This is a genomic window from Kribbella sp. NPDC056345, assembly GCF_042262745.1.
Lineage (GTDB): Bacteria > Actinomycetota > Actinomycetes > Propionibacteriales > Kribbellaceae > Kribbella.
Genome location: NZ_JBHJQQ010000002.1, coordinates 977,492 through 998,505 on the forward strand (window position 1 = coordinate 977,492; position 21,014 = coordinate 998,505).

14 protein-coding genes are annotated in these 21,014 nt (G+C 63.3%); 4 read left to right on the forward strand and 10 right to left on the reverse strand.

The window, feature by feature from the left end:
• Positions 1-76: 76 nt before the first annotated feature.
• From ACFCV3_RS10305 to ACFCV3_RS10325, 5 genes are all read right to left on the reverse strand, one after another.
• On the reverse strand, positions 77-1,738 hold the full coding sequence (locus ACFCV3_RS10305) for a SulP family inorganic anion transporter (protein WP_376028357.1): 1,662 nt from the start codon (positions 1,736-1,738) through the stop codon (positions 77-79).
• Positions 1,735-2,082 carry an ArsR/SmtB family transcription factor gene (locus ACFCV3_RS10310; RefSeq protein WP_376028360.1) on the reverse strand — a complete coding sequence of 116 codons (348 nt, stop codon included), beginning with the start codon at positions 2,080-2,082 and terminating at the stop codon, positions 1,735-1,737. Before ACFCV3_RS10310 ends, ACFCV3_RS10305 begins: the two co-directional genes overlap by 4 nt.
• Positions 2,079-2,282, reverse strand: a complete 204-nt coding sequence (locus ACFCV3_RS10315; protein WP_376028362.1) for a hypothetical protein — start codon at positions 2,280-2,282, stop codon at positions 2,079-2,081. Before ACFCV3_RS10315 ends, ACFCV3_RS10310 begins: the two co-directional genes overlap by 4 nt.
• A 110-nt stretch (positions 2,283-2,392) precedes the next feature.
• Positions 2,393-3,508, reverse strand: coding sequence for a hypothetical protein (locus tag ACFCV3_RS10320; RefSeq protein WP_376028364.1), 1,116 nt, complete (start codon positions 3,506-3,508; stop codon positions 2,393-2,395).
• Positions 3,505-4,506 (reverse strand): hypothetical protein, encoded by a 1,002-nt coding sequence (locus tag ACFCV3_RS10325; RefSeq protein WP_376028367.1) that lies wholly within the window; start codon positions 4,504-4,506, stop codon positions 3,505-3,507. The genes ACFCV3_RS10320 and ACFCV3_RS10325 overlap by 4 nt, the downstream gene beginning before the upstream one ends.
• A 123-nt stretch (positions 4,507-4,629) precedes the next feature.
• On the opposite strand from ACFCV3_RS10325, the gene ACFCV3_RS10330 reads away from it, so the two are divergent.
• Both ACFCV3_RS10330 and ACFCV3_RS10335 read left to right on the forward strand, forming a co-directional pair.
• Positions 4,630-5,763: an FAD-dependent monooxygenase gene (locus tag ACFCV3_RS10330; RefSeq protein WP_376028370.1), complete on the forward strand. Its 1,134-nt coding sequence runs from the start codon at positions 4,630-4,632 to the stop codon at positions 5,761-5,763.
• A 224-nt stretch (positions 5,764-5,987) separates the two neighbouring features.
• Entirely contained in the window at positions 5,988-6,839 is an 852-nt protein-coding gene (locus ACFCV3_RS10335) for a DMT family transporter (RefSeq protein ID WP_376028372.1), read from the forward strand.
• Positions 6,840-6,877: 38 nt separating this feature from the next.
• On the opposite strand, the gene ACFCV3_RS10340 is transcribed toward ACFCV3_RS10335, so the two are convergent.
• The 3 genes from ACFCV3_RS10340 to ACFCV3_RS10350 form a co-directional block, all read right to left on the reverse strand.
• Complete coding sequence (locus ACFCV3_RS10340) at positions 6,878-7,414, reverse strand: hypothetical protein (protein WP_376028374.1); 537 nt, start codon at positions 7,412-7,414, stop codon at positions 6,878-6,880.
• 486 nt (positions 7,415-7,900) lie between these two features.
• Positions 7,901-9,802 (reverse strand): DUF262 domain-containing protein, encoded by a 1,902-nt coding sequence (locus ACFCV3_RS10345; RefSeq protein WP_376028376.1) that lies wholly within the window; start codon positions 9,800-9,802, stop codon positions 7,901-7,903.
• Between the two features lie 90 nt (positions 9,803-9,892).
• The gene (locus tag ACFCV3_RS10350) at positions 9,893-14,935 is read right to left on the reverse strand and encodes an AAA domain-containing protein (protein ID WP_376028379.1); all 5,043 of its coding nucleotides are present in this window, start codon (positions 14,933-14,935) and stop codon (positions 9,893-9,895) included.
• 479 nt (positions 14,936-15,414) lie between these two features.
• Between ACFCV3_RS10350 and ACFCV3_RS10355 the strand changes: the two genes are divergently transcribed.
• Positions 15,415-16,053 (forward strand): hypothetical protein, encoded by a 639-nt coding sequence (locus ACFCV3_RS10355; RefSeq protein WP_376028381.1) that lies wholly within the window; start codon positions 15,415-15,417, stop codon positions 16,051-16,053.
• Between the two features lie 6 nt (positions 16,054-16,059).
• Complete coding sequence (locus tag ACFCV3_RS10360) at positions 16,060-17,001, forward strand: toll/interleukin-1 receptor domain-containing protein (protein WP_376028384.1); 942 nt, start codon at positions 16,060-16,062, stop codon at positions 16,999-17,001.
• A gap of 12 nt (positions 17,002-17,013) precedes the next feature.
• On the opposite strand, the gene ACFCV3_RS10365 is transcribed toward ACFCV3_RS10360, so the two are convergent.
• The gene (locus tag ACFCV3_RS10365) at positions 17,014-17,691 is read right to left on the reverse strand and encodes a hypothetical protein (RefSeq protein ID WP_376028386.1); all 678 of its coding nucleotides are present in this window, start codon (positions 17,689-17,691) and stop codon (positions 17,014-17,016) included.
• 320 nt (positions 17,692-18,011) lie between these two features.
• Positions 18,012-20,627, reverse strand: a complete 2,616-nt coding sequence (locus ACFCV3_RS10370) for an N-6 DNA methylase (protein WP_376028388.1) — start codon at positions 20,625-20,627, stop codon at positions 18,012-18,014.
• Positions 20,628-21,014: the final 387 nt, after the last annotated feature.

The window sequence follows — 21,014 nt, forward strand, 5'->3', positions numbered from 1 at the left end:
CAGGTCAAGCGAAAACGGAAATACCTACCGTTTTCTCACGTCGCTGATTGCCTTGGGCATCAAGTGCTGCAGTGGGTTACAGGATGCCGGTGTGGTGCAGGTGGGATCGCGCGGCCTGGATGGCTTCGGGTGTGTGCGGGAACACGTGACCTGCGGCGTGGAGGTGCTTGATGACGTCGAGTGCATCCAGCGTCCGGTGGTGGCCGGGCTGGATGCCGGAGACGAGGACCGTCATACCGCGGTGCTGGAGTTTCTCGATGGCGTCCTTGAGGACGAGGGCTCCGCTGGCATCGATCGCGCTGACCGCCGACATCCGCAGGATCACTACCGAGACATCTGCGACCTCGGACAGCTCCAGCAGGAATCGGTGCGCGGCGAACAACAGTGGGCCGTCGATGCGGTAGGCAACGATGTGCTCGTCCAGCAGCGCGCGTTCCTCGGCGGTGTGGTCGCCGGGAAGGTCGGGGTGCAGTGGCATCTGCCGCAGCCGCGCGCTGCGGGCAACAGCGCGCAACGCCAGTGCGCCGGCCACCACGAGACCGAGAATGACTGCTTTCACCAGGTCAAGCGCCAAGGTCGCGGCGGCGGTCAGGGCCAGCACGATGGCATCCGATCGGGTGGCGCCGGCCATGGCGCGGACCGACCCGACCTCGACCATCCGGACGGCGGTCGCCAGCAGTACGCCGGCCAGCGCGGCCAGTGGGATCCGCTCGACCAGGGGCGCGGCGGTGTAGACGATCGCGGCGAGCAGCGCGGCGTGGACAAGCGCTGCCAGGCGTGATCCTGCGCCGGACCGGACGTTGACGGCCGTCCGGGCGATCGCGCCGGTGGCAGGGACGCCTCCGAACAAGGGCGTCACCAGGTTCGCCAGACCTTGGCCGAACAGCTCCCGGTCCGGGTCGTGCCGGTGACTGACTCCCATCCCGTCGGCGACAGCCGCCGACAGCAATGATTCCAATGCGGCCAGGGCAGCGACCGCGCAGGCCGGTCCGGCCAGCGACCAGACTGTCGACAGGTCGAGGAACGACAGCGACGGCGCCGGGATGCCGGCGGGTAGCTCGCCGATCCGCGCCACGTCGAGCCCGGCGACCTCGACGACGACCGTGCTCGTCACGACCGCGAGGATCGAGAATGGCACGGTCGGCCGGATCCGGGCCCCGGCCAGAATGCTCGCCGCGACAACCGCCGCGAGAGCTGCTGCAATCCAGTGCGGATGCTGTGCGAACGACGCGATGGCGCGGGCCGCGATGACGACCACCTGGTCGCCGTCCGGTATCGCGACGCCGAGTGCGGCGGGTAGTTGCTGGAGGCCGATGACACAGGCGATTCCGAGGGTGAATCCTTCGACCACCGGTGCGGGAACAAAGGCCATATAACGGCCGGCCTTGGCAACGGCCAAGCCGATCAGGATCAGTCCGGCCAGCAGCCCGACGGTCAGCACGCCGCTGGCTCCGTGTGCGTGCATGATCGGAACCAGCACGACGGTCATTGCGCCGGTCGGCCCAGATACCTGGAGGCTCGACCCGCCGAATACCGCAGCCAGAGCTCCTGCCACCACGGCGGTGGTGAGCCCGGCCGCCGCGCCGAGCCCCGACGAGATCCCGAACCCCAGCGCGAGGGGAAGCGCGACGATCGCCACGGTCAGACCTGCGAGCAGATCGCGGCGGGGCTGATGCAGCATCGCCGCGAGATCGCCTCGGGCCGGAAGTAACTCCCGGGACCGGCCCAGGACATTCATCGAGCTGCGGCCTCGGCTCCACGCAGCTCGGCGAGCAGCTCGTTCTGGCCGGTGATCAGCTCGGTCAGGATCCGGCGCGCGGTCCGCAGCAACTCGGCGATGTCCCCACCCGCGAGCTCATAGACCACACTCGGCCCTTCGCGACGCGACACCACGATTCCGTACCTGCGCAGTACTGCGAGTTGCTGGGACAGAGCCGACGGCTCGATCGCGATGTCAGCCAGGAGCTCCCGCACCGGCCGCGGTCCGTCCTGCAGCAGCTCCAGCACCCGGATCCGGACCGGGTGTCCCAGCACCCGGAAGAACTCGGCCTTGGCTTGGTAGAGCGGAACCGGCGCGGTCATCGCTCGCCGCCCGGGTCTGCGTTCTCGTACTCGTCCACGAGAAGGACACCGTTCTCCATCGCGAGCCGCAGCAGGCTGTCGAGCTCGCCGGTGCGGATATCCACCGCGTAGAAATCTCCCTCGGCCCGCGCGTCGACCAGCGCCTGCCTTGCCTCCCGCACCCGGCGCCGCAGATCGCCGGCGAACTGACTGCTCTCCACGACAACCTCTTCCTCACACCGGCTCAGAGTCAGTTCATCATGTAGCGAATTGAAGAATGTTGCAAGTCGTGAAGACGCCACCTCCGCTGGGACCCGCCGCGAGCGCGGGGTTACGTCGCGTCCATGCTCACTTTCGACGGACCCCGAGTGCAGGAGCCGAGGTGTCCGGTGGTTTCCGCCTCGGCGGCTGTCGTTGAGCCGCAGGACCAACCGTCCACCTCGGCGAAGCCGCCGCTGCCTTGGCGAGTGATCGAATCGTCGTTGTAATAGCGGTCGGTGATCCGCAACGCTTCCTTGCACGGCGTCGTGCCCTTCTCGACCCGCACGACCGCCGTTCCGGAAGCTGTGCGCACCTTGCCGCACGACGTGACCGTGGCACGACAGATCGCGGCATCTGCGCAGTAGGTCTTGGGGTCGGGCTCCTGAATACCGGTCGGATCGACGTGATAGACGGTTCGGTAGCGCACGGCGTACGCCGTCATCCGGAACGGCGGGTGGTCGGTGGCCGGGACGGTCACGGTGCGGTCCTGATCGTGGTACCGGTAGGTGACCTGCAGCCGCCAGGTGCAGTCGCAGCGCTTCGTGACGGTGCGGAAGTGCATCAAATGTGTCTCGCCGGGATCGAGCACGATGTTGCGGCCGGCAAAGAACGGCTCGTCGGTGCGCTCGCCGGATTCGGTCTGTCCGGTCGGCTGCGGCTGCGGAGCATCGAGATCAAGATCGACAACCGTGGTCTTGGAGTCGCCTCCCTGGTTGGCGTACTTCACCAAGGTTCCGTCGAGAGGTTTCGCGCGGTTCTCGATGACCGGTTTGATGCCGGTCACCAGAACCTTGCTGGAGCGGTGATTCCGGAAGGTCAAGCGCTGTCCGGAGAAACCGGCCGGCTGACCGCCGGCCTGGTAGGCAAGGTCGGCGATGGCGAGGATGTCGCCGGTCTTCGGCATGCTCCCCGGGGTTGCCACAATGGGCACCCCGGAGATGGTCGCGCTGACATCGGCCGTCTCGATGGTGATCGGATCATCGCTCCAGAGATCCCGGACCGAATCGATCGTCCGTGGGAAGACGGACGGGATCGCCACGCTGATGATCGCGCCGACCAGGGTCACCAGCAACCAGTTCTTGCCGCTCAGAAGGCGCCGCGCTGGAGTCTCCGCAGCGGTGCGGTTCCTGGCCGTCGCCTTGCGCCGGAGGCTCGCCCCGATGGTGCTGGGCTTCCTCGACATCATGATGACTCCCTCAGCCGAGCTGCGTCGAAGAACGCGATCATCAGCAGTACGGCGGCGCCGACCGCCAGGTAGTAGGTGGGCCGAATGTCGACCATGACCGCCGGGACCCAAGCGATCATCCGCCCGGTCAACAGGACCGCCACCGTCACCGCACATGTGACGATCCCGGCCTTCGCCATCCAGCTACGGACCCGCGCCGACTTCGACACCAGCAGTACGGTCAGGAAGACCAGGGCGGCGATCGTCGTGAACCGGAACACCACCAACCAGGACTCGAGCTGCGGCGGACCGCCCCACACAGGATCGATGGACAGCGGATCCGCCGTCTCCCGCACCCACGGCTCCAAGAACGACCCGAACAGCATGACCAACGCGACCCCCGCGGCCACATATCCCAACCGACGCAACTCCACCCGTGCCACTGTTGCGCGCCGCGAGATGGCGACCGGCCGAACGGCCATCCCTGAGCCGAGGGCCATCATCAGCACACCGGCACAGCACAGAGCAAGGCCGGTACTCGCCGCGGTGTCGTAGACGGCGCGATTGAACCGGACCGACTCGCCGACCTCACTGGTGTAGCCGTAGTCGACCGTCCTGAGTACGACGAGGTACTGGACTGCGATGAACCACGCAGTGAGGAGGCCGAGGGCCGGCGTCGCAAGCCGCAGTACGGTATTGATCCATCCGACGGTGCCGAAGCACGCAGCGACGATCACGGCGAACACGATCACCAGAAGAACGGTCAACGTCGAAGCGGGTTCGTAGTTGCTGATCCTGGTAAGAAAAGGGTATTCAGGCCCACCCGGCACGATCCTCTGCCCGCGCCGCGGATAGACGAACGTCCAAGGCAACGTCACCGACACGATCGCCAGAAGGAAGCCGACCGAGCACGCAACCAGCCCAACCAGCCACCCGACCGTGACTTCGATCTTCGGTTGTCTGTCCTGGTCGTCGGGTGCCCCTGCCGCCGTCTGGTCAACTACTTCGCCGTCACCCATCGATCTCTCTCTGTAGCCCACCAGTGCCCGACAATGATGGCCTGCCCCACGTCACCGTGGCTAGCTGCACGCGACAGTCGCCGTGCCTACGATCGACCCGGTGACACCGAGCACACGGGTGGAGTGAGAGCAGACGTGGCCGACCGGAACGCAGTAATCGTCGGAGCAGGCATCGGCGGCCTAGCCGCCGCCATCGCCCTGCACCGCCACGGCTGGAACATCAAAGTCCTAGAACGCGCCCCAGCCCTCCGCGAAGTAGGCGCCGGAATCTCCCTCTGGCCCAACGCAACCCGAGCCCTGGACCTCCTCGGTGTCGGCGATCAGGTCCGCGCATTCAGCGCAGTGGAAGGCCCAGGCGGCTTCCGCGACCACCGCGGCCGCTGGCTGTTCCGCTCCAACCTACAAACCCCCTACGGCGAAACCCTCATGCTCCGCCGCCCCACCCTCCTAGACATCCTCCGCGCAGCCGTCCCCGCTGAAGCCATCGCCCTGAACACCACAGTCACCCACGTCGAAACCACCGCCAACCAGGCGACCGTGACTGCCGGCGGCGTCCAGCACAGCGCAGATCTCCTGGTAGGCGCAGACGGCCTCCACAGCACAGTCCGCACCTCCCTCTGGCCCAACGCCAAACCACCCATCTACGCCGGCTACACCACCTGGCGCCTAATCGCCCCACCCCTCAACCTCGACGCAGACGTCACCGAATCCTGGGGCCGAGGCGAGCGAGTAGGCATCTTCCGCCTGGCCGACAACGCCATCTACACCTACCTAACAGCCAAAACCCCACCAGCCACGACCCACCCCGACAACCGCGCCGAACTCCACCGCCGCTTCACCCACTGGCACCACCCCATCCCCACCATCCTCAAGTCGGTGGCCAACTCCGAAATCCTCCACCACGACATCTACCGCCTCCCAGCCCTACGCACCTACGTGAACGGCCGCGCAGCCCTACTAGGCGACGCCGCCCACGCCATGACCCCCGACCTAGGCCAAGGCGCCGCCACAGCCCTAGAAGACGCAGTAGACCTAGCCGACGCCCTAACCACCAACATCCCCCACGGCCTACACCTCTACGACCGCACCCGACGCCCTCGAACCCAAGCCATCGCTCGCCGGTCAGCCATCTTCGGAGCGTTCGCCCAAGCATCCGGCCGCCTAACCGTCCCCCTCCGCAACACCGCCACAACCCTCCTCCCCGAGAGCCTCTTCCAACGCTCCAACCGCCCCATGCTCACCTGGCGCTCGAACTAGCTCCGAGGCGATCCAGCAGCTCGGTTGGATACGACGCGCATAGTCGAAAACGGTTCGGCACCGAAGGCGGGTGGTTGCTAGGGTCGCCGACATGCATCGCATCATCACTCCGCCGGCCGCCGCTTAGCGGACGGCGACCTCAGCGCGCCCGGGTTCTGACCTGGGCTTCTTTGGGCTGTTCGCAGACGCCCCGATCTCTTCGTGCGAACACCCTGGAGTGTCTGATGCACCACCGTCCCGCGCCGTCCTCGGCGCGCGGTCTCCTGTACGTCGCCTTGGCCGGAATCGCCTGGGGTACCGGCGGCCCCACCGGCGCCCTGCTCTCCCAGCACAGCGGCCTGAACTCAACAGCAATCTCCTTCTGGCGCCTACTAGCCGGCGCCATCTGGCTAACCGCAGCCTGCCGCCTACTCGGCCGCAGCCGAATAATCCACCACTTCGCAGCAACCCCGCTGCGCTACCTCCTCAGCGGCCTCGGCCTAGCCATCTGCCAACTCGGCTACTTCGCCGCCATCCCCCGCGTAGGCATCGCCGTAGCCACCGTCGTCTCCCTCGGCGTAGGCCCACTCTTCATCGCCCTAGGCGCCCGCGAACGCATAACCAGCGCCCTACTGCTAGCAATACTCGGCCTAACTCTCCTCGTCATCGGCAACGGAGCCTCCGGCAACCCCTCAACCTCAGGCATCGCCCTCTCGCTAATCTCAGGCGCCGGCTACGCCCTAACCACCCTCCTCAACCGCAACCAGCAAGACCCAACAACCAGCGCCCTGCTCGGCTTCACCACCGCCGCCCTAATCCTGTTGCCCCTAGCAACGACAACAACAATCACCCCAACCCCATCCAGCTGGCCGCTCATCGCGTACTTCGGTCTTGTGCCGACCGCGTTTGCCTACGCGTCGTTCTACGTGGGCCTCAGGGCGGTCAGGGCGTCGACCGCGGCCATCGTTGTCCTGATCGAACCCCTGCTGGCCGCGTTGATCGGCGTACTCGCGTTTGATGAACATCTGACGCCACTCAGCCTCATCGGTGCGGTTGTACTCCTCGCCGCCGTCGTCCTCCAGACTCGCCGCGAGTAACTCCTGGAGCCGAGGACGAGTTCTGCCGCCCAAAGTTGCTATCGCCGGCGTGCTGACCAGCCGGCGTAAGCAACAATCACGGATACCAACCAGATGCCGGCCGCCATAGTGGAGGCGCCCGTCCAATCGACATTGTAGAGAACCCTCCGCCCGAGTGAGTACGCGTCGGGCTTGGCGAGGATGATCACGACCGTCACCACGAACCCGAGGCAGCTGCAGGTCAGGGCCTTCGCCGTAGCTGGAAATACCAGGCAGATCACCGCCAGCAAGAGATAAGCGATGAACAACACGGACAACCAGTTCTCCAGCGCCGAGCTGGCCCCCCAGATCTCGGCGCTCGGACCACCCGCGTCGGGATAGAGCTTGATCAGCCTGATCCCGCTGTAGACCCGTGTCGGCCGACCCTCCCGGGCACCCCAGGTCGTCAGCCACGGCATAGCAAGAAGCACCAGGAGCGCAAGAGCCGTGGCAAAGCCCATCAGCCGAAACTCCCGCCGCTTCTCGGCGTCGCCCTGCCCGACGGGTATGGGCTTCTGCAGCGCCTCAATCGAACCGCGATCGCCGCCCGTGCTCATCGATGCTCCATTCCTCAGTGGTCTGCTCACGGCATCTTCGCAGAACCAGTCCGAGCCCGGCCGACCGCAGCAAGAAGCTCGCTCACCTGAGCCGGGCTCCTTTGGGCTGTTCGCAGACGCCCCGATCTCTTCGTGCGAACACCCTGGAGTGTCCGATGCACCACCGTGTCACGCCGTCTTCGGCCGTGGTCTCCTGTACGTCGCCTTGGCCGGAATCGCCTGGGGTGCCCGGCGCCTCTGGGCATCCAGCGTCGCCGTCATAGCCCTCATCGAACCCCTCCTAGCCACCCTGATCGGCGTACTAGCGTCCAACGAGCACCTAACCCCCTCAGCCTCGCCAGTGCAGCCAAACTCCTAGCCGCCGTCCTCCTCCAAGCCCGCCGCGAATAGTCAAACCCACCACGCACCCACGACCCCAACAACCAAGCCGAACTCCAACGCCGCTTCGCCGACTGATACCGACATCATGCGGCGTCGCGTCAGAGTTCACGGTCCGTCAATCTTCTGCGTGAGGATCGATCGGCTCGGCTCGGCGCCAGCGGGCGGGCCTGGCCAGACCTCGCAGATATGCCCCGTGAGCACAATGGATCGAGCATCTATGGCCGCATCGGTCCAGGCGTAGGGATGTGTACGTACAAGGTCCTTCGACAGGACGAGCAAACTGTACTTCTCGAGCAGGCTGCGCTTTCCCAGACCAGCCTCGCCGCCGGCTTTGAGGCCGTCGGCATCCTGATCCGTCCAGGGACGGTGCGATAGCGCGCCGTTGAGGTTCTTGGTTACCAAGGTGAGATTGCCGATGGTATTGATCCGCCGATCCCGAGCCGCCGTGTCCTCAGGGTTGAGCTTTGGCTCAGGATTCCAGTAGGCATGCCACCGTTGCGGCATCACATGCTCGATTTCCAGCTTGGGCGGCAACGAAACGTTCTCATGCTGTTCGGTGCGGAGTTGCTGCTCAACCGCTGCAAGCACCGTCCGCAGCCGAGCCTGCCGCACGTTTCCGTACAGTCGAACCGTTGGCAACTCAGTCGTCATCGCGTCGTCAGTTGGCCAAGCTCGGGCGTCCGCGGTTTGCGAGGCAAGGAAGCTCCGAACGGTGTCGCCCGCTGTCGCGACTTTGCTCCTGTCCAGGAGCTTCAGGATCGCCACCATCATCCGGTTGATGTCTTTCATGGTGCGTCGAAGCAACGTACGCCGGATGACCCAGCTTTCAAGCGCGTTGAGTCCGACTGCGCGCTGGTTGGGTGGCACCTTGTGATTCTCGGACAACATCCACAAGAGCAGCGGGCTCGTCGCCGCAAGTTCCATAGTCTCGACGACTCGATTGTGGAAGTCTCCCTCAGCGGTGCCTTCGTCAAGTTGGGCGAAGGCTCGGTAAGTGTCAGCGTCCTTACGTAGTTCGCCAAGCAGTTGCTCGGTGCTAGTGGAGTCCGTCATGAGTGGCGCCGCATACTCGGTGAACATGCGGAAGACGTGCTCAGTCTTGACCTCGTCGGACAGGCGCATTGTGAGCCAGTACTGCAAGAAGATGTCGATTCGCGAGCGAGAGTGGCGGCCTTGGCTGATTTCGGCCCGCCACCAGTCGTCGTCGAAGTCGACCCAGTGCGTTTCAGGCCAGCGCTCAGCGTCGGCTCCGACCCTCTCGCCGTGTTGGAAGACCCAGTTCTTGATCAAGTCAGCCTTCAGCAAGGGCGTGCCGCGATCATTTAAAGTCTCAAAGATCAGCTGTGCGTCGTCGTGGCCGGCCAGATTGATCGCAACGAGGAATAGTCCGTCCTGCAGTGTCGCGGAGAGAGCCGCAGCCCGTTCGGCTTCTGTACCCGGCGGTTTGTTGCCGTCAGCATCAGGTCTGCCGGTCAGCCAGGTACGGGCTTCGGCACTGAAGAACTCATGAGCGGCCAATATTCGGTGCTCGCCAACCCACCCTTCCTGGGGGTCCATGGCCTGTGCGAACGCGCTGCGATCGTTGCGCGACGGCCAGAGTTTGAAGCGTTCAGGCTTCTCTCTGAAGGCTGACGACTTGTTGAGGATCAACTCCTCCAGATCCTCGGCCAAGAAGTCGTGCCCGCGTTCTCTGATGATGGCCTGAGCAGCGTCGATCATCAGTTGCAGAGTTGTTGTGCGCTGTTGGCCGTCGATGACCAGGTGCCGAGTGACGTCGCCGACGACCGGCGGCTTTGACTCGTAGACCACTGCGCCCAGAAAGTGGTGGGGCACCGTCGGCTGGCGGCCGTCGGCCGTGACTCGGCTCTCCGCGACTCGGACGACGTCGGCCCACAGTGGCGCCCACTGATCTTCCTCGTTCCACACGTACGGGCGTTGAAACGCGGGGATCTCGTAGTGCATCTTTCCGTCGAACAACTGTCGCGGGCTGAGTGCATCCGCCTTCATCTCGCTCCTTATGGTGCCGGTATAAGCAAGGTTTGCCGATCCTGCTCGGCGCGCCGGGACTCCACGATTCATGAATCGAGGCGCCTCGATTCAGTCCTCCACCTCGATAACGACAGCCTCCTGGATGCCGCGTGGCGTATCGAAGCGGACCGTGTCTCCGGCTTTGGCGCCTTCAATGGCCTGGGCGAGGTCAGTGAGTGGACTCACTGGTGATGTATCCGAGGGGACGCCGTCGGCGTGCGGCATGATCGTGACAAACATGCGGTCAGGTGTAGCCTCGCCGGGGTACTGCAGATGGATGACGCAGCCCGGTGTAACCCAGGCGCCGCCACTGTGCGACGGATCCACGGTTGACTGCGACATCACCCGTCCGAGATGGTCCAGTCGGGCTTCCAGATCGTCGCGTTGCTGCTCCCTTTTCGCGATCTCGACGTCGCGTGAGCGTCCGTCGACGGCATGGACAGGAGGCGGATTCGCAAGCCACCGCTCGATGGCTGCCGCCTCGTCCTGCACCCTGTGCCGTGCACTCGACGACAGCAACATCTTTCCGTTGCTAAACCGAGGCGCCCGGTGATCAAGCGTTGTTGGCTGCTCGAACAACGCTTCCACTGCTTCGGCCCTCGTAGGCAACGAGGCGATCGTCGCGGCCGTTCCGTTCGCAGTCGGTTGCTCGTCAAGCAACTCATCCTCGATGTCGCTGACGGGGACCGCTGATGCCTCAACCTCGGCGTGTGTAACGATCTCATCCTGGGTAGTCGGCTGATTCCAGGCCGGCTGGATCTCCAACTCATCCAGCAGCTCCCACAGTGATTCAAGGGCTTGTTCCGGGTCCCGGAAGAAGGTGCTTCCCCGGACGCGCCAGAAGGTCCACCCGACTCGCTCCAGATCCCGTTGCCTGGCTGCATCGTCAGACGCTGCTTCCCCACCATGGAATGCATCGCCATCACACTCGACGGCTAGTCGTTGAGTCCCGCCTTCGACGACGAGGTCGATCCGGTATCCGCCGACTTTCACCTGCGGACGCACGCGGAAGCCACGCTCACGAACCGCCAGGAAGACGCGTTGTTCAAAGAGGCTGTCGAAGGCTGGATGGCGTCGATCAGGCAGTATGTCGCCGATGTCGAGGGTGTCCTGCTGTATCAGCGGCTTCATCAGATAGCGGAGATATCGCTGACGCAGATCCTTGCTGGACAGGTCTCCCGGGTGGACGCTGTGGAAAAGCCATATCTGGTCCTTCGCGCGCGATGCAGCGACGTTCAGCCGCTGCTGGTCTGACTCCTTGCTGAGAGTGCCGATCCGGGCCGGACCGCGCGTCGACTGCAGACTCGAGACCATCGATATGAAGACGACATCTCGCTCGTCACCCTGGAACGCCTCGGCGTTTCCGGCACGGAGCTTGCGCATTTCGACGACTCGGACTCCAAGCGCATCGACCAAGCGCTGCATGATGTGCTTGTCCTGGGAGTGTCCGAGGAGGCTGATCACACCCATTGATTTGCCGTCGTAAGCCGGATCAGCGCAGCACTTCTCGATCTGAGCGACGATCTCGTCGGCTTCGGGTTCGTTGATGATGTCCCGGCCGCCGGATACCACCGCGCCCTTGACGTAGGTCGTGCGCAATGGTGGTAGCCGATCGGCGCCGTACTGCCGCAGTGGCATGAGCGCGCCGTGATAGCACAGCTCATTGGAGAAGCCGATGATCTCAGGCATGCAACGAAAGTGCTCGCGGAGCATGATGCGAGACGCCATGCCGACCGCTTGGTCAAAGAAGCTGTTGAGGGGCCCGAACAAGGACTTGTGCTCCAGCGGTGCCAGATAGCGGTCCTGCAACGTGAAGACTGCCTCGTGGTCCAGTCCAACGTTCGACGGGCTTACCTGCTTGTCGTCTCCAACAACGACCATCCGTGGCGCCAACCAGGAGAGCAGGAGTCCTTCGAGCCCAGATTGACTAGCCTCGTCGACGATCACGACGTCGAACAGATTCGGCCGATCGACAGGCACGGTGTCGAAGACCTGGTGCATCGGCATGATCCACGCTGGAACCGCGCTTTGGCATTCTTGGAGACTCTTGCGAGCGTCATCGCGGTACCTGTTTGCGTACTTTCCGGTGCCTTTGCCTGCCTTGCGCACAGCTTGGGCATACATTTTCAGATGAGTGGACTCCCGCGGAGTGAGCCGCCTGAGTGCATGCGCCCAGCCTCTGTTGGTTGCCAGCCGCTCCAGCGCTGCTCGGGCATCGACCTCAGCGGCGTCGAGCGACGCCCGCAGGTGCTGTTCGGCCAATGAATCAGTCTTAGCCCTCAACCGGTCATCCCACACAGACCAGGCCCAGGCCTCGGGTAGCCGGGGCAACCTTTCGTCCCAGCTCGGGTCAAAGCTGGTCTGCTCAATACGCGCGACGAGATCTGGTGCGGCAGCTGCCACCGTCTGCCGACGCTGCTGCAGCTGCTCCAGGACCGAGTTCGCCTCGCGGGCAGCTTCCAGAGCGTGGAACGCGGCTCGATACTCGGTGGGGTCCCATCGTCCAAGGGCGTCCGCAGCTGACCGGACAGCCGTGACAGACTCGGGTGCCAGATCGTCAAGCATCCGCCGTGTCCGATCGACCGAAGCTCGAACAGAGTCCTGAAGGTCGACCAGATCCAGAGCATCGAGTGCGCCCAGGAGCCGGCCGAAGTCATCATCGATGCTCAGGTCCACGGCAGGCATCGCGGGAACGGCCTGCAGTCGGCTCTCGACGGTGACGACTGCGCTGGCAAAGGACAGCACATCAGCGAGAACCTTGTTCTCGTCCGCAAGTACTGCGATTCGCTGCGCCAGGGGCAGCCGGTGCGGCTGTGCATAGCCCCACATCTCTTCCAGAGGCGCTAGCAACTTCTCGACCATGACTTGGCTGTGAGCAGGCCGTAGCTGATTCAAATCTTGAATCTCGCGGCCGTCGACACGGATCTGATCGAGGAACGGCGAAGCAGCCTTGGCAATCTTGGACCGCCCGAGCAATCCCTTGAGTTTGCCGCCCTGGCTCAACAGATCGAAGAGCGCAGAGGCGTGCCCGGCGGCCTCACCGAGATCGATAGTGTCGAGTCCCGTGACAACTCGTCCATCGACACCTGCCAGCCAACTCTGTCCGCTGTCGATGCCGGCGGCGGTCATTTCCTGCCGCTGCCGCCACATGTGATCCCGGCCGCCAATGACATCGCGCAGCGCTTGCACGACCCACAGCTCCTTGCGGCGGCCCAGTTCCCGCTTCCGTCGGCTTAGGTCTCCGAGTAAGTGGCGAATTTCGTCCCGCTCAGGCGTTGTGGTGGTCGCCAGAGCCATGAACTCCTGTGTACGTCGAGCCTCGATCAGGCTCGCTTCACGGGCGCCGAGCGCGGCACGCCGCTCGGCAAGCTGCGCGAATTCGCCTGGCTGCACGAGCTCGCTGACTGGTGGAACCTTGCCGGTCAGCGCCCGCAACTCAGGCGTTGCGCGACGCGACAGGTCCAGGAAATCGGTGACAATTTCTGCGCTGAGGTCTAGCCGCTCCGTCATCGGATGACCGAGCCATCCCAACGTGTTCGCTTCCTGTGCGAGACGTTCGGCAATCTCCTGCAATGTGCCGGAATAGTCGCCGATATCGGGTGCATAGACGTAGGTCTCTTGCTCTCGGATCGAGCGCAGCTCGGCCAGCGCTGTCTGCTCCCGCTCCCGGGCGTCAGCCAGACGCCGTCGAAGCTCTGCTGCCTCCCTCTCGGCGGCCGGAGCGTTCCATCGGTCCGCCTGGTCTAGGATCGTCGTGACGGACCGCTCGAGATCGGCCTGCCCTCGCACTGCATCGTCGGTAACGCTGACGCACAGATCGCTGACATCGCTTGGAAGCTTGTCCTTGAGCACAGTCAGGGCGCGTGTTGTCGTGCTTGTGACGAGAACCCGTTGCCCGTGGGCTAAGAGGTCGCTGACTAGGTTTGCGATCGTGTGTGTCTTGCCTGTCCCTGGTGGGCCTTGAACGACCACAGTTTGATGGTCGGCCAACCGATCCCGGACTTGGCGCTGTTCTTCGTTCGCCGGCTTCGGGAAGTACACCTCTTCATCAGCGTAGGCGTGCTTCCAGGTCCGCTGGTCTGCGGCGAAGACGCGGCCGTCGGTGATCTCGGCGAACTGCCGCACACCTGAGGGCACCTCCAGCCCGGCGCGCAGCATTGAGACGATCTGCTCGCAAGCAGCGACAAACGACCTCCGGGTTCGCTCGCGCAGGATCAGTGCAGGCGCGAACGTCACGGTGGGCGCGTTTGCGCCGCTGTGACCAGCGGGCGGCGGTAGATCAGGGACGAAGGCGGCATCCGGGCCGGAGCCGTTCACCCAGGAGCGGAGGAGGACGGCCACACCGTCGGGCTCGCTGGCCCAGGGATCCTCAAGGCTCTCGAGGCCAGTACGGATCGCCTGGCGAAGCTCGTCTGATGCTGTGTCCTGCGGATCCAGCATGTCTTCTTCGAGCGCTGGAGGTCGCGCATCGGGCGACGGCACTACAGCCAGCCTTCCCGAGTCCAGATCGAGCTCGATCGTCGCGGCCATCGTCACAAGATGACGCCGAACATCCTGTCCACCAGACTTGGTGACCAGGCATCCGAACCCGAGAACGACCTCGTACGTCTCGGCGAGAGCTCGTGAATCTTGGTACATCGCATAGACCCGGTGGTAGGCGTCGCCCACCGCGGCCCGCGGCTGATCCTCTGCCGCCCATGCCTGCCAGACTGTGGCCCAATCCCTCAATGCGTCGGCGACTTCGGGATGATCCTGCAGCAAAAGCTCTTCGGTAACGGTTTCGAGATCGCCCTCAGGTGTCACGACCTCAACGGCCCGGACCGCAGTCCGGCTCAGCATCGGGGCTGGTCGTGAGGAGTCACGCAATGAGTGTTCAGTGATCCACGGCCTCAGAATGTTCGGTGGCGTCGGCGGTGGATCCCGCTCAACACGATCGATCGTTAGCCACACGCCCGGGTCGGAGGTTTCCTGTCCGAACTGCAGACCATCAGCCGCGGGCAAATCACCGAACCACATCACCGACCGATATGCCTCGACCGAACGGATGACCCTCGTCCGCAGCCGCTGTAGTTGGATCAAAAACTCGAAGATCCGCGCGGCCCGGTCATTCAAGGACCCGTCCGCCACAGACGAGCCCACCCCCTCTGACTCCACAGCCTTCCCCCAGCCTCATCCGCCCCTGGCAAGCCCGGCTTTGCGACAGCACCTGGCTCTAGACCAGATCAGCCAACAGGCTCGAGATGTCGATCGTCGTCCCGCCCCCCGGCGTACCACCACATGTTGATGATCGCTGTGGCGATCCAACCGTTACACCGCAGTCCGCTTGGATGTTGTATCTCCACACCGGTGGGATAAGGCTGCCGCCACAACGCCGCCGTCTCAAGCGGCTACATCACACTTGGATTCGAAGATCTCGGCCCACCTAGTTGCAGAGGAGTGGGCCTGTTCAACGACGAGTCCATGCGGCTACTGTCTTCCGAGCAGGTTGAGCGGTCGCGGCCACCGACAGTCAGCGGAGCCCGGCCTTGAACGGACTGGGGGCGGTGACTGTCCTGTCACACGGGAGACGACGCGTGCGGCATGTTGTCGTAGTGGCGTCTGCTGCCGTGGCAGGTATGGCTGGCGGGGCCTTGGTGTACTACGCCTTGCAGTGGACCGGGATCGGCGTTTACGTCAGTGTCGGCGGTGCGGCTGCGGTCCTCGGAGCTCTCGCCTGGCGATGGTTCATGAAGTCTGCCGTTGTCTCCGAGATCGATGTCATGCTTCCTCAGTTCAGCCGGATTACTTTCGCTGTCACGAAGGACCACCGTGTGTTGGCTCGCAGAATTCTGATCGAGATGTTGTCCAGGGTTGCAGTCCAACGGCTGCAGGCGGGTGAAGGCCGTGCTGATGAGGTGATCGCCTCCCTCCACCAACTGTTCCGCATCGTCAAGGAGTTGCTTTCGAGCGACGCCGAAACCCGCGTGCCATCGGGGCGCCCAGATGTCGATACTCTTGCCATGAACATGCTGAACGTTCACCTGCGCCCCTTCCAGACACGTTGGCATGGGCGGTATGAGGAATGGCGATCTGCGAACCAGCACACCTCTGAGAGCGAGTGGCCAGACAATGAGTTGTTCCGGGCCGAGCTCGAGGCGCTCCAAGACCAGCTTCGGCCAATTGCGGTCGCGTTGGCACAGTTCGCCGGCTACGAGAACTTTCATCGCATCATCGGGCTAGAAAGCGACTGAGCTCGATTGCGTGATCCCCGCGTCAAGGTTGAGCTGTTCATTTCCCACGCTTCAGAGGACAAGGATGAACTGGTGCGGCCGCTGGCCGCTGCCTTGCGCCGGACAGGTGTGACAGTGTGGTACGACGAGTACACGCTCACCGCCGGCGACAGTCTCTCTCGGTCGATTGACGCGGGCCTCTCGGTCACCCAGTTTGGGCTGGTCGTCCTGAGCCGGCACTTCATGAGCAAGCCATGGCCGGAGTATGAACTGCGTGGTCTGACCGCCCGGGAGATCTCCGGTACTGGCAAGGTGATCATCCCTCTGTGGCACGGCGTCGGTCGCGAGGACGTACTCCGCTTCTCGCCGACGCTGGCGGACAAGTTCGCCCTGACGACAGCCGGCCGCGAACTCGACGATCTGGTGACGGAGATCCTTCGTGCGACCCGCCCGGATCTTGCCGACAGACTGGCGACGTTCAAGAGGTACCTTCAGGCTCAGGGGCACGGAGAGATCCGACAGGTTCCGTTGGAGACAATCGCGGTGCTGCCGCCTCCGGAGACTATCGAGATCGAGAGCTATATCGCAGTTCGTGCTCTGAATGTCGTCAACACATTAGGCGCGGGCAACCCGCGGATCGTCGGAGATCTCATGGGCTTCCTGACCGCTCTCGCCCAGGATGACCATCCCGAGCCTGAGTTGCGGGAGTGGGAGAGGATGGCGGCGGTCTACATCATGGTTACTGGGCGCCATGCCACCACTTCGGTGGAGCGGGAGGAATTGGTGCTTGTTCTGCTCGCATTGTCTTTCGGTGACTATAGGGTCCTCGAAGACTCGCAGTTGCGCGGTGAACTACTGGATCTAGTAGGTGAGAAATGGCTCACCGTTAGTCGGGTAATTCAGAGTGATCGGGTGCAATTCTCTAATGTCGACCCAATCACTTCGGACTCCATATTCTACGGATCGTAAGTCTGACTATGATCAAGATTGGCGAGCCAGTAGGGCTTTGACTCTTGCATCAATCTCGGCAGCGATCCCGGAAGCATCAAGTGCCTCCCGGACCTTTCGACGCTGAGTCTCGAACCGGCTCGTGGGTAGATCAACATTGGCGGCTACTACCTCTGCCTCCTCTGCGAGTTCGGCGAGTTGCCGATGTGCTGCTTTCGCTACGTCATAGAGTGGAATCGGCAGCTGGAAGATGTGCTTGTCGAAGTCTCGCGGGTTGTGTTCACCTCGGGCCTGTAGCGGTCGAACCGCCATTGTCAGCACGGCGGAGTTCAATATCGCGGTTAGGAAACGCGCTTCATCGAGCGTCGTGACATCCGCCCAATATAGTTTATGATCAATGATGGCCGATGTGTCGGTAATGATGCCGGCGGCGAGATACATTCCGCTCTTAGTGTAGGCAACGCGATGACCGCTGGTTGCCAGTTGCCGAGAGAGGCCGCTGTGATAGTCCAGCCGTGCCATGAGATCAAGACGGTCGCTTGCGCGATCTTCAAGCCAGGCGGCCTCTGCCTCGCGCCACCATTGGGCCAAGCCTGGGTAGGCATCTATGAGATCATCATCGCCTCTCAATAGATGCCGACCTTCCCTGGGGATGATCGCCTGCTGCGGGGCAAGGATCCTGTGCGGCAGGACAGAGTCTCCGAGATACATGGAGTGGATAAACCTGCTCTCGACGATTCCCCGCAGTGGTTCACGGTGCTTCCACGGCGGCTTCTCGAGAACGCTTCTGCGACTTCGAACCGCAGAGCGGCCCTGGCCTGTGCCTAATGGGCTGACGGAATCTTGTTCGACCATGAAGAGAACTCGCGGCACCACGGTTGCTCCCTGGGCAAATCGGTCTGAGTATGCGGATCGGCGAGTCGTGGACCTAGGCGGAGGCTCGCCGATGATGCGGGTTGTGTGCTCCGCAGCCTCGGCTCTCGTCGCGTGGTCGGTGTCGAACCGGCCCATCCATATCTCTGCAGTTGCGTCTAACGCAGACGGACCCTTCGCGCCCGTCGCCGCTGGCCCCTGACCACGCAAGCAGGTACTTTGAAGAATGCGGGCTTGATCTGATGAAGATCCCAGGCTCTGTCGAATGAGACGTTAACTTCAAATTCCGGGCCGCCCAGACGACCTGACCTGAACCCTGCATACTGACCTCGTGAGAGCAACGCCCCGGGCATGACGTAGCTGAATCTCCCCCCAGGCTTCAGATATAATTCGATACAGCGAGAGACAAAGAGTGCCGAGAGATCCTGATGGGTCGCTAGGGCTGCGCCCGCCCACTGGCCGCGCTCTTTGCTCATCGCTCGAAATGTCCGTTTCTGAGGCTCTGTCATGAATCGGTAGGACAGCCACGGCGGGTTGCCGATCAGGATGTCCACCTGATTATCCTGACGGGCGAACCAAACGGGACGCGCTAGATTGCGAACGTAGTAGCCCCAGATGTGGTTCTTTTCCGCATCATGGAGCTCGCACATCCGTTTGAAGGTCTCTCTCAGTGTCGGCTGGTCCTCATCCTTGATCGCGAAACCGCGGAAGATGCGGCTAAGGGACGGGATGCGCGCTCCACGGGCTCGTCGCGTGGCCATTCGGGCTAGTTCGGAGACCAGTAGATCAAACTGCTCGGCGTCAGCGATTACGCTGTCCGGAAAACGAAGTTGGTCGGCAACATCAAGTCGATCCGTGAACAGCTCGAAGTCGCTGTCGATTGGTACCCCGAGTCCGGCATAGGAAAGAAGGGTCGATTCCTGGCCCCATTGCAACGAGTCCCCGAGGTAGACCGGCACGGACAGTGGCGGACGATCGCTAGCCCGAAGCCGAGCCTCGCCGATCGCCAAGAGATAGGTCACCCGAGCGAGCGTCACTGCGACGGGATGCACGTCGACTCCGAAGACATGGCTGGCTACGCCCCGAATCGATTGTGGCCCATCGAGTCCGGCGGCATCGGCCGCCGCAAGATAGTGTCGGATGGCGTGGAAGAGGAAAGTTCCGCTGCCGCAGCTGGCATCCAGTACGCGCTGCGACAACGGTTCGTCGATGGTGCTAGCGATCACCTCATCTGCCAGCCAGCCTGGAGTGTAGTACTCGCCGAGTAGGTGACGACTTTCCCTGCTGATGATGGATTCGTACAGGATCTTCATCACGTCGTGTTCGACGCGATCCCATGCAAAACGGGTCAACCGGCCTACAAGACTCATGACGAACTGCTCGCCGCCTGGCACCTCAGCGACCCAATCGAAGAAGTCGGCCTCGACTACACCACGCACCTGCGCATCGAAGAACCGCACTCCGGACATGATCGCGGCTGCATCCAGCCCGGGTTCGTCCAGGTCAATGCCAAGGACGGCGTGCCCGATCACCTCAGCCATAATTACCAGCAAGGTGTGATTGATGAACAGCTCATCGTCATCGGTGAAGTTTGTGCCCTGGGCGGTCTTGAGTAGACGACCCCAGAGTGAGCGTTTGACCTGAACGGTGGGCAGGTGGCGGAAGCGGTTATAGATGGCCGATAGCTCGGCTACGTCGTAGGCATGAGCAGGGCTGTCAGCTCCGAGCTTTCGGGAAATTTGGGCAGGCGACGGCTCAATCTGGCTTCCGGTGGCGAGAACTGCTTCGATCCACGACAACAGGTGGCTGGTGTCGCTCCTGCCTGTATCGACCGTCAGTTCCGCTACCGCGTCGATGCCGTCCCCGTTGTGGTGGTAGAGGCGCCAATCGGCGCCATCCGTCAGCAGAGCCGCGTAGCGGTGACCCGTCAAGCGCGTACGAGCCTCGACGGCCACTGACAGTTCGCGCTCCGCGGTTTGAAGGACTCCGCGTTTCCGCAGATCGCTACGGACCTCGATGATCGTGGCCCCACGTTCGACCACGATGCGGCGGCGGTCGTCAGGGCGTGTTGTTGCCTCGGCTCCAAGGGAGTGCTCATCAAGGCCGAGGTGGCCCATCAACAGTAGCTGTCTGACGTCCGCCTGAACCATCGTTTCGTCACGGTCGGGACTGCGATTCGCCATGCGCCGTACCAGCCCAGCTACCTGGAGGTCCCCTCTGATCGCGGGGGCGCCGGCGCCACGTTTCGGGAGAAGCGGGACCTCTCCGAGCGGGGGCTCGACCTCGTGCGGTTGGTCGGTCAACAGTCGGAGGAGCCGTTCGCTGCCCTTGACCGTGTAGCTCGCGACGTTGTAGTGAGTGCCAGAGGCGCGTCCGACCCAGTCCGGAATATGGTCGGCCGAACCACCCGGGAGAACAACCGGGAGGAACCGACGCCTGGCCGCGTCGGGATCGGCGTAGAACTCGTCTCGAATCAGGCCAGCTTCCCATCGCACGCCCCTACCAACATCAGGCGACGCGTCGCCTTCCGCACGTTGCCGATAGGCAGGTGAGGCGATGAGGAGAACGAACCGCGCAGCTCGCAGTTGGCTCCGCATCCAACTCGGCCAGTCTTGCGGCTGCTCTGCTGCAGACAAGTCGATATGGGCGTCGATGCCATGCTTGCGAAGGAACACCCACAACTTGCGGACGCGCTCCTCGTGCGCAGCGTCATCGTGTGCGTACGAGATAAATACCCGACTGAGGAGCGAAACAGGGATTTCTTCTCCGGACAAACCGCTGCCTCCCTAAGGCGCGCGCCTCGGCCGTGCGACGCGCATCAACTGGCGCCCCGCCGACCCTTGCGGTAAAGGCACCTCCTACGCCGACGAACACGTCCTTCGCTTAGCAAGGCTGACATTTTGGCGGGAGACTTTGAAGGCCTGGCTGCTGGCGGATTGAGTCCACCTATCGATTGGGTCTTACTCCCGGGGATAGGACCGGGTCTCGAGCCCGGCGAGACATGAGCGCCGCAGCCGAGGAGTGATGTATGACTATCTGGTCGGTGGGGGTGATCGTGCAGTGGCTAGTGGCTGCCTACGCTCTTGGCATCGGTAGTGTCTGGCGCCCGGAGGATCCACCGCCGCTGCCAGTCACCGCACCAAACTGACTAGGTGAAGCCG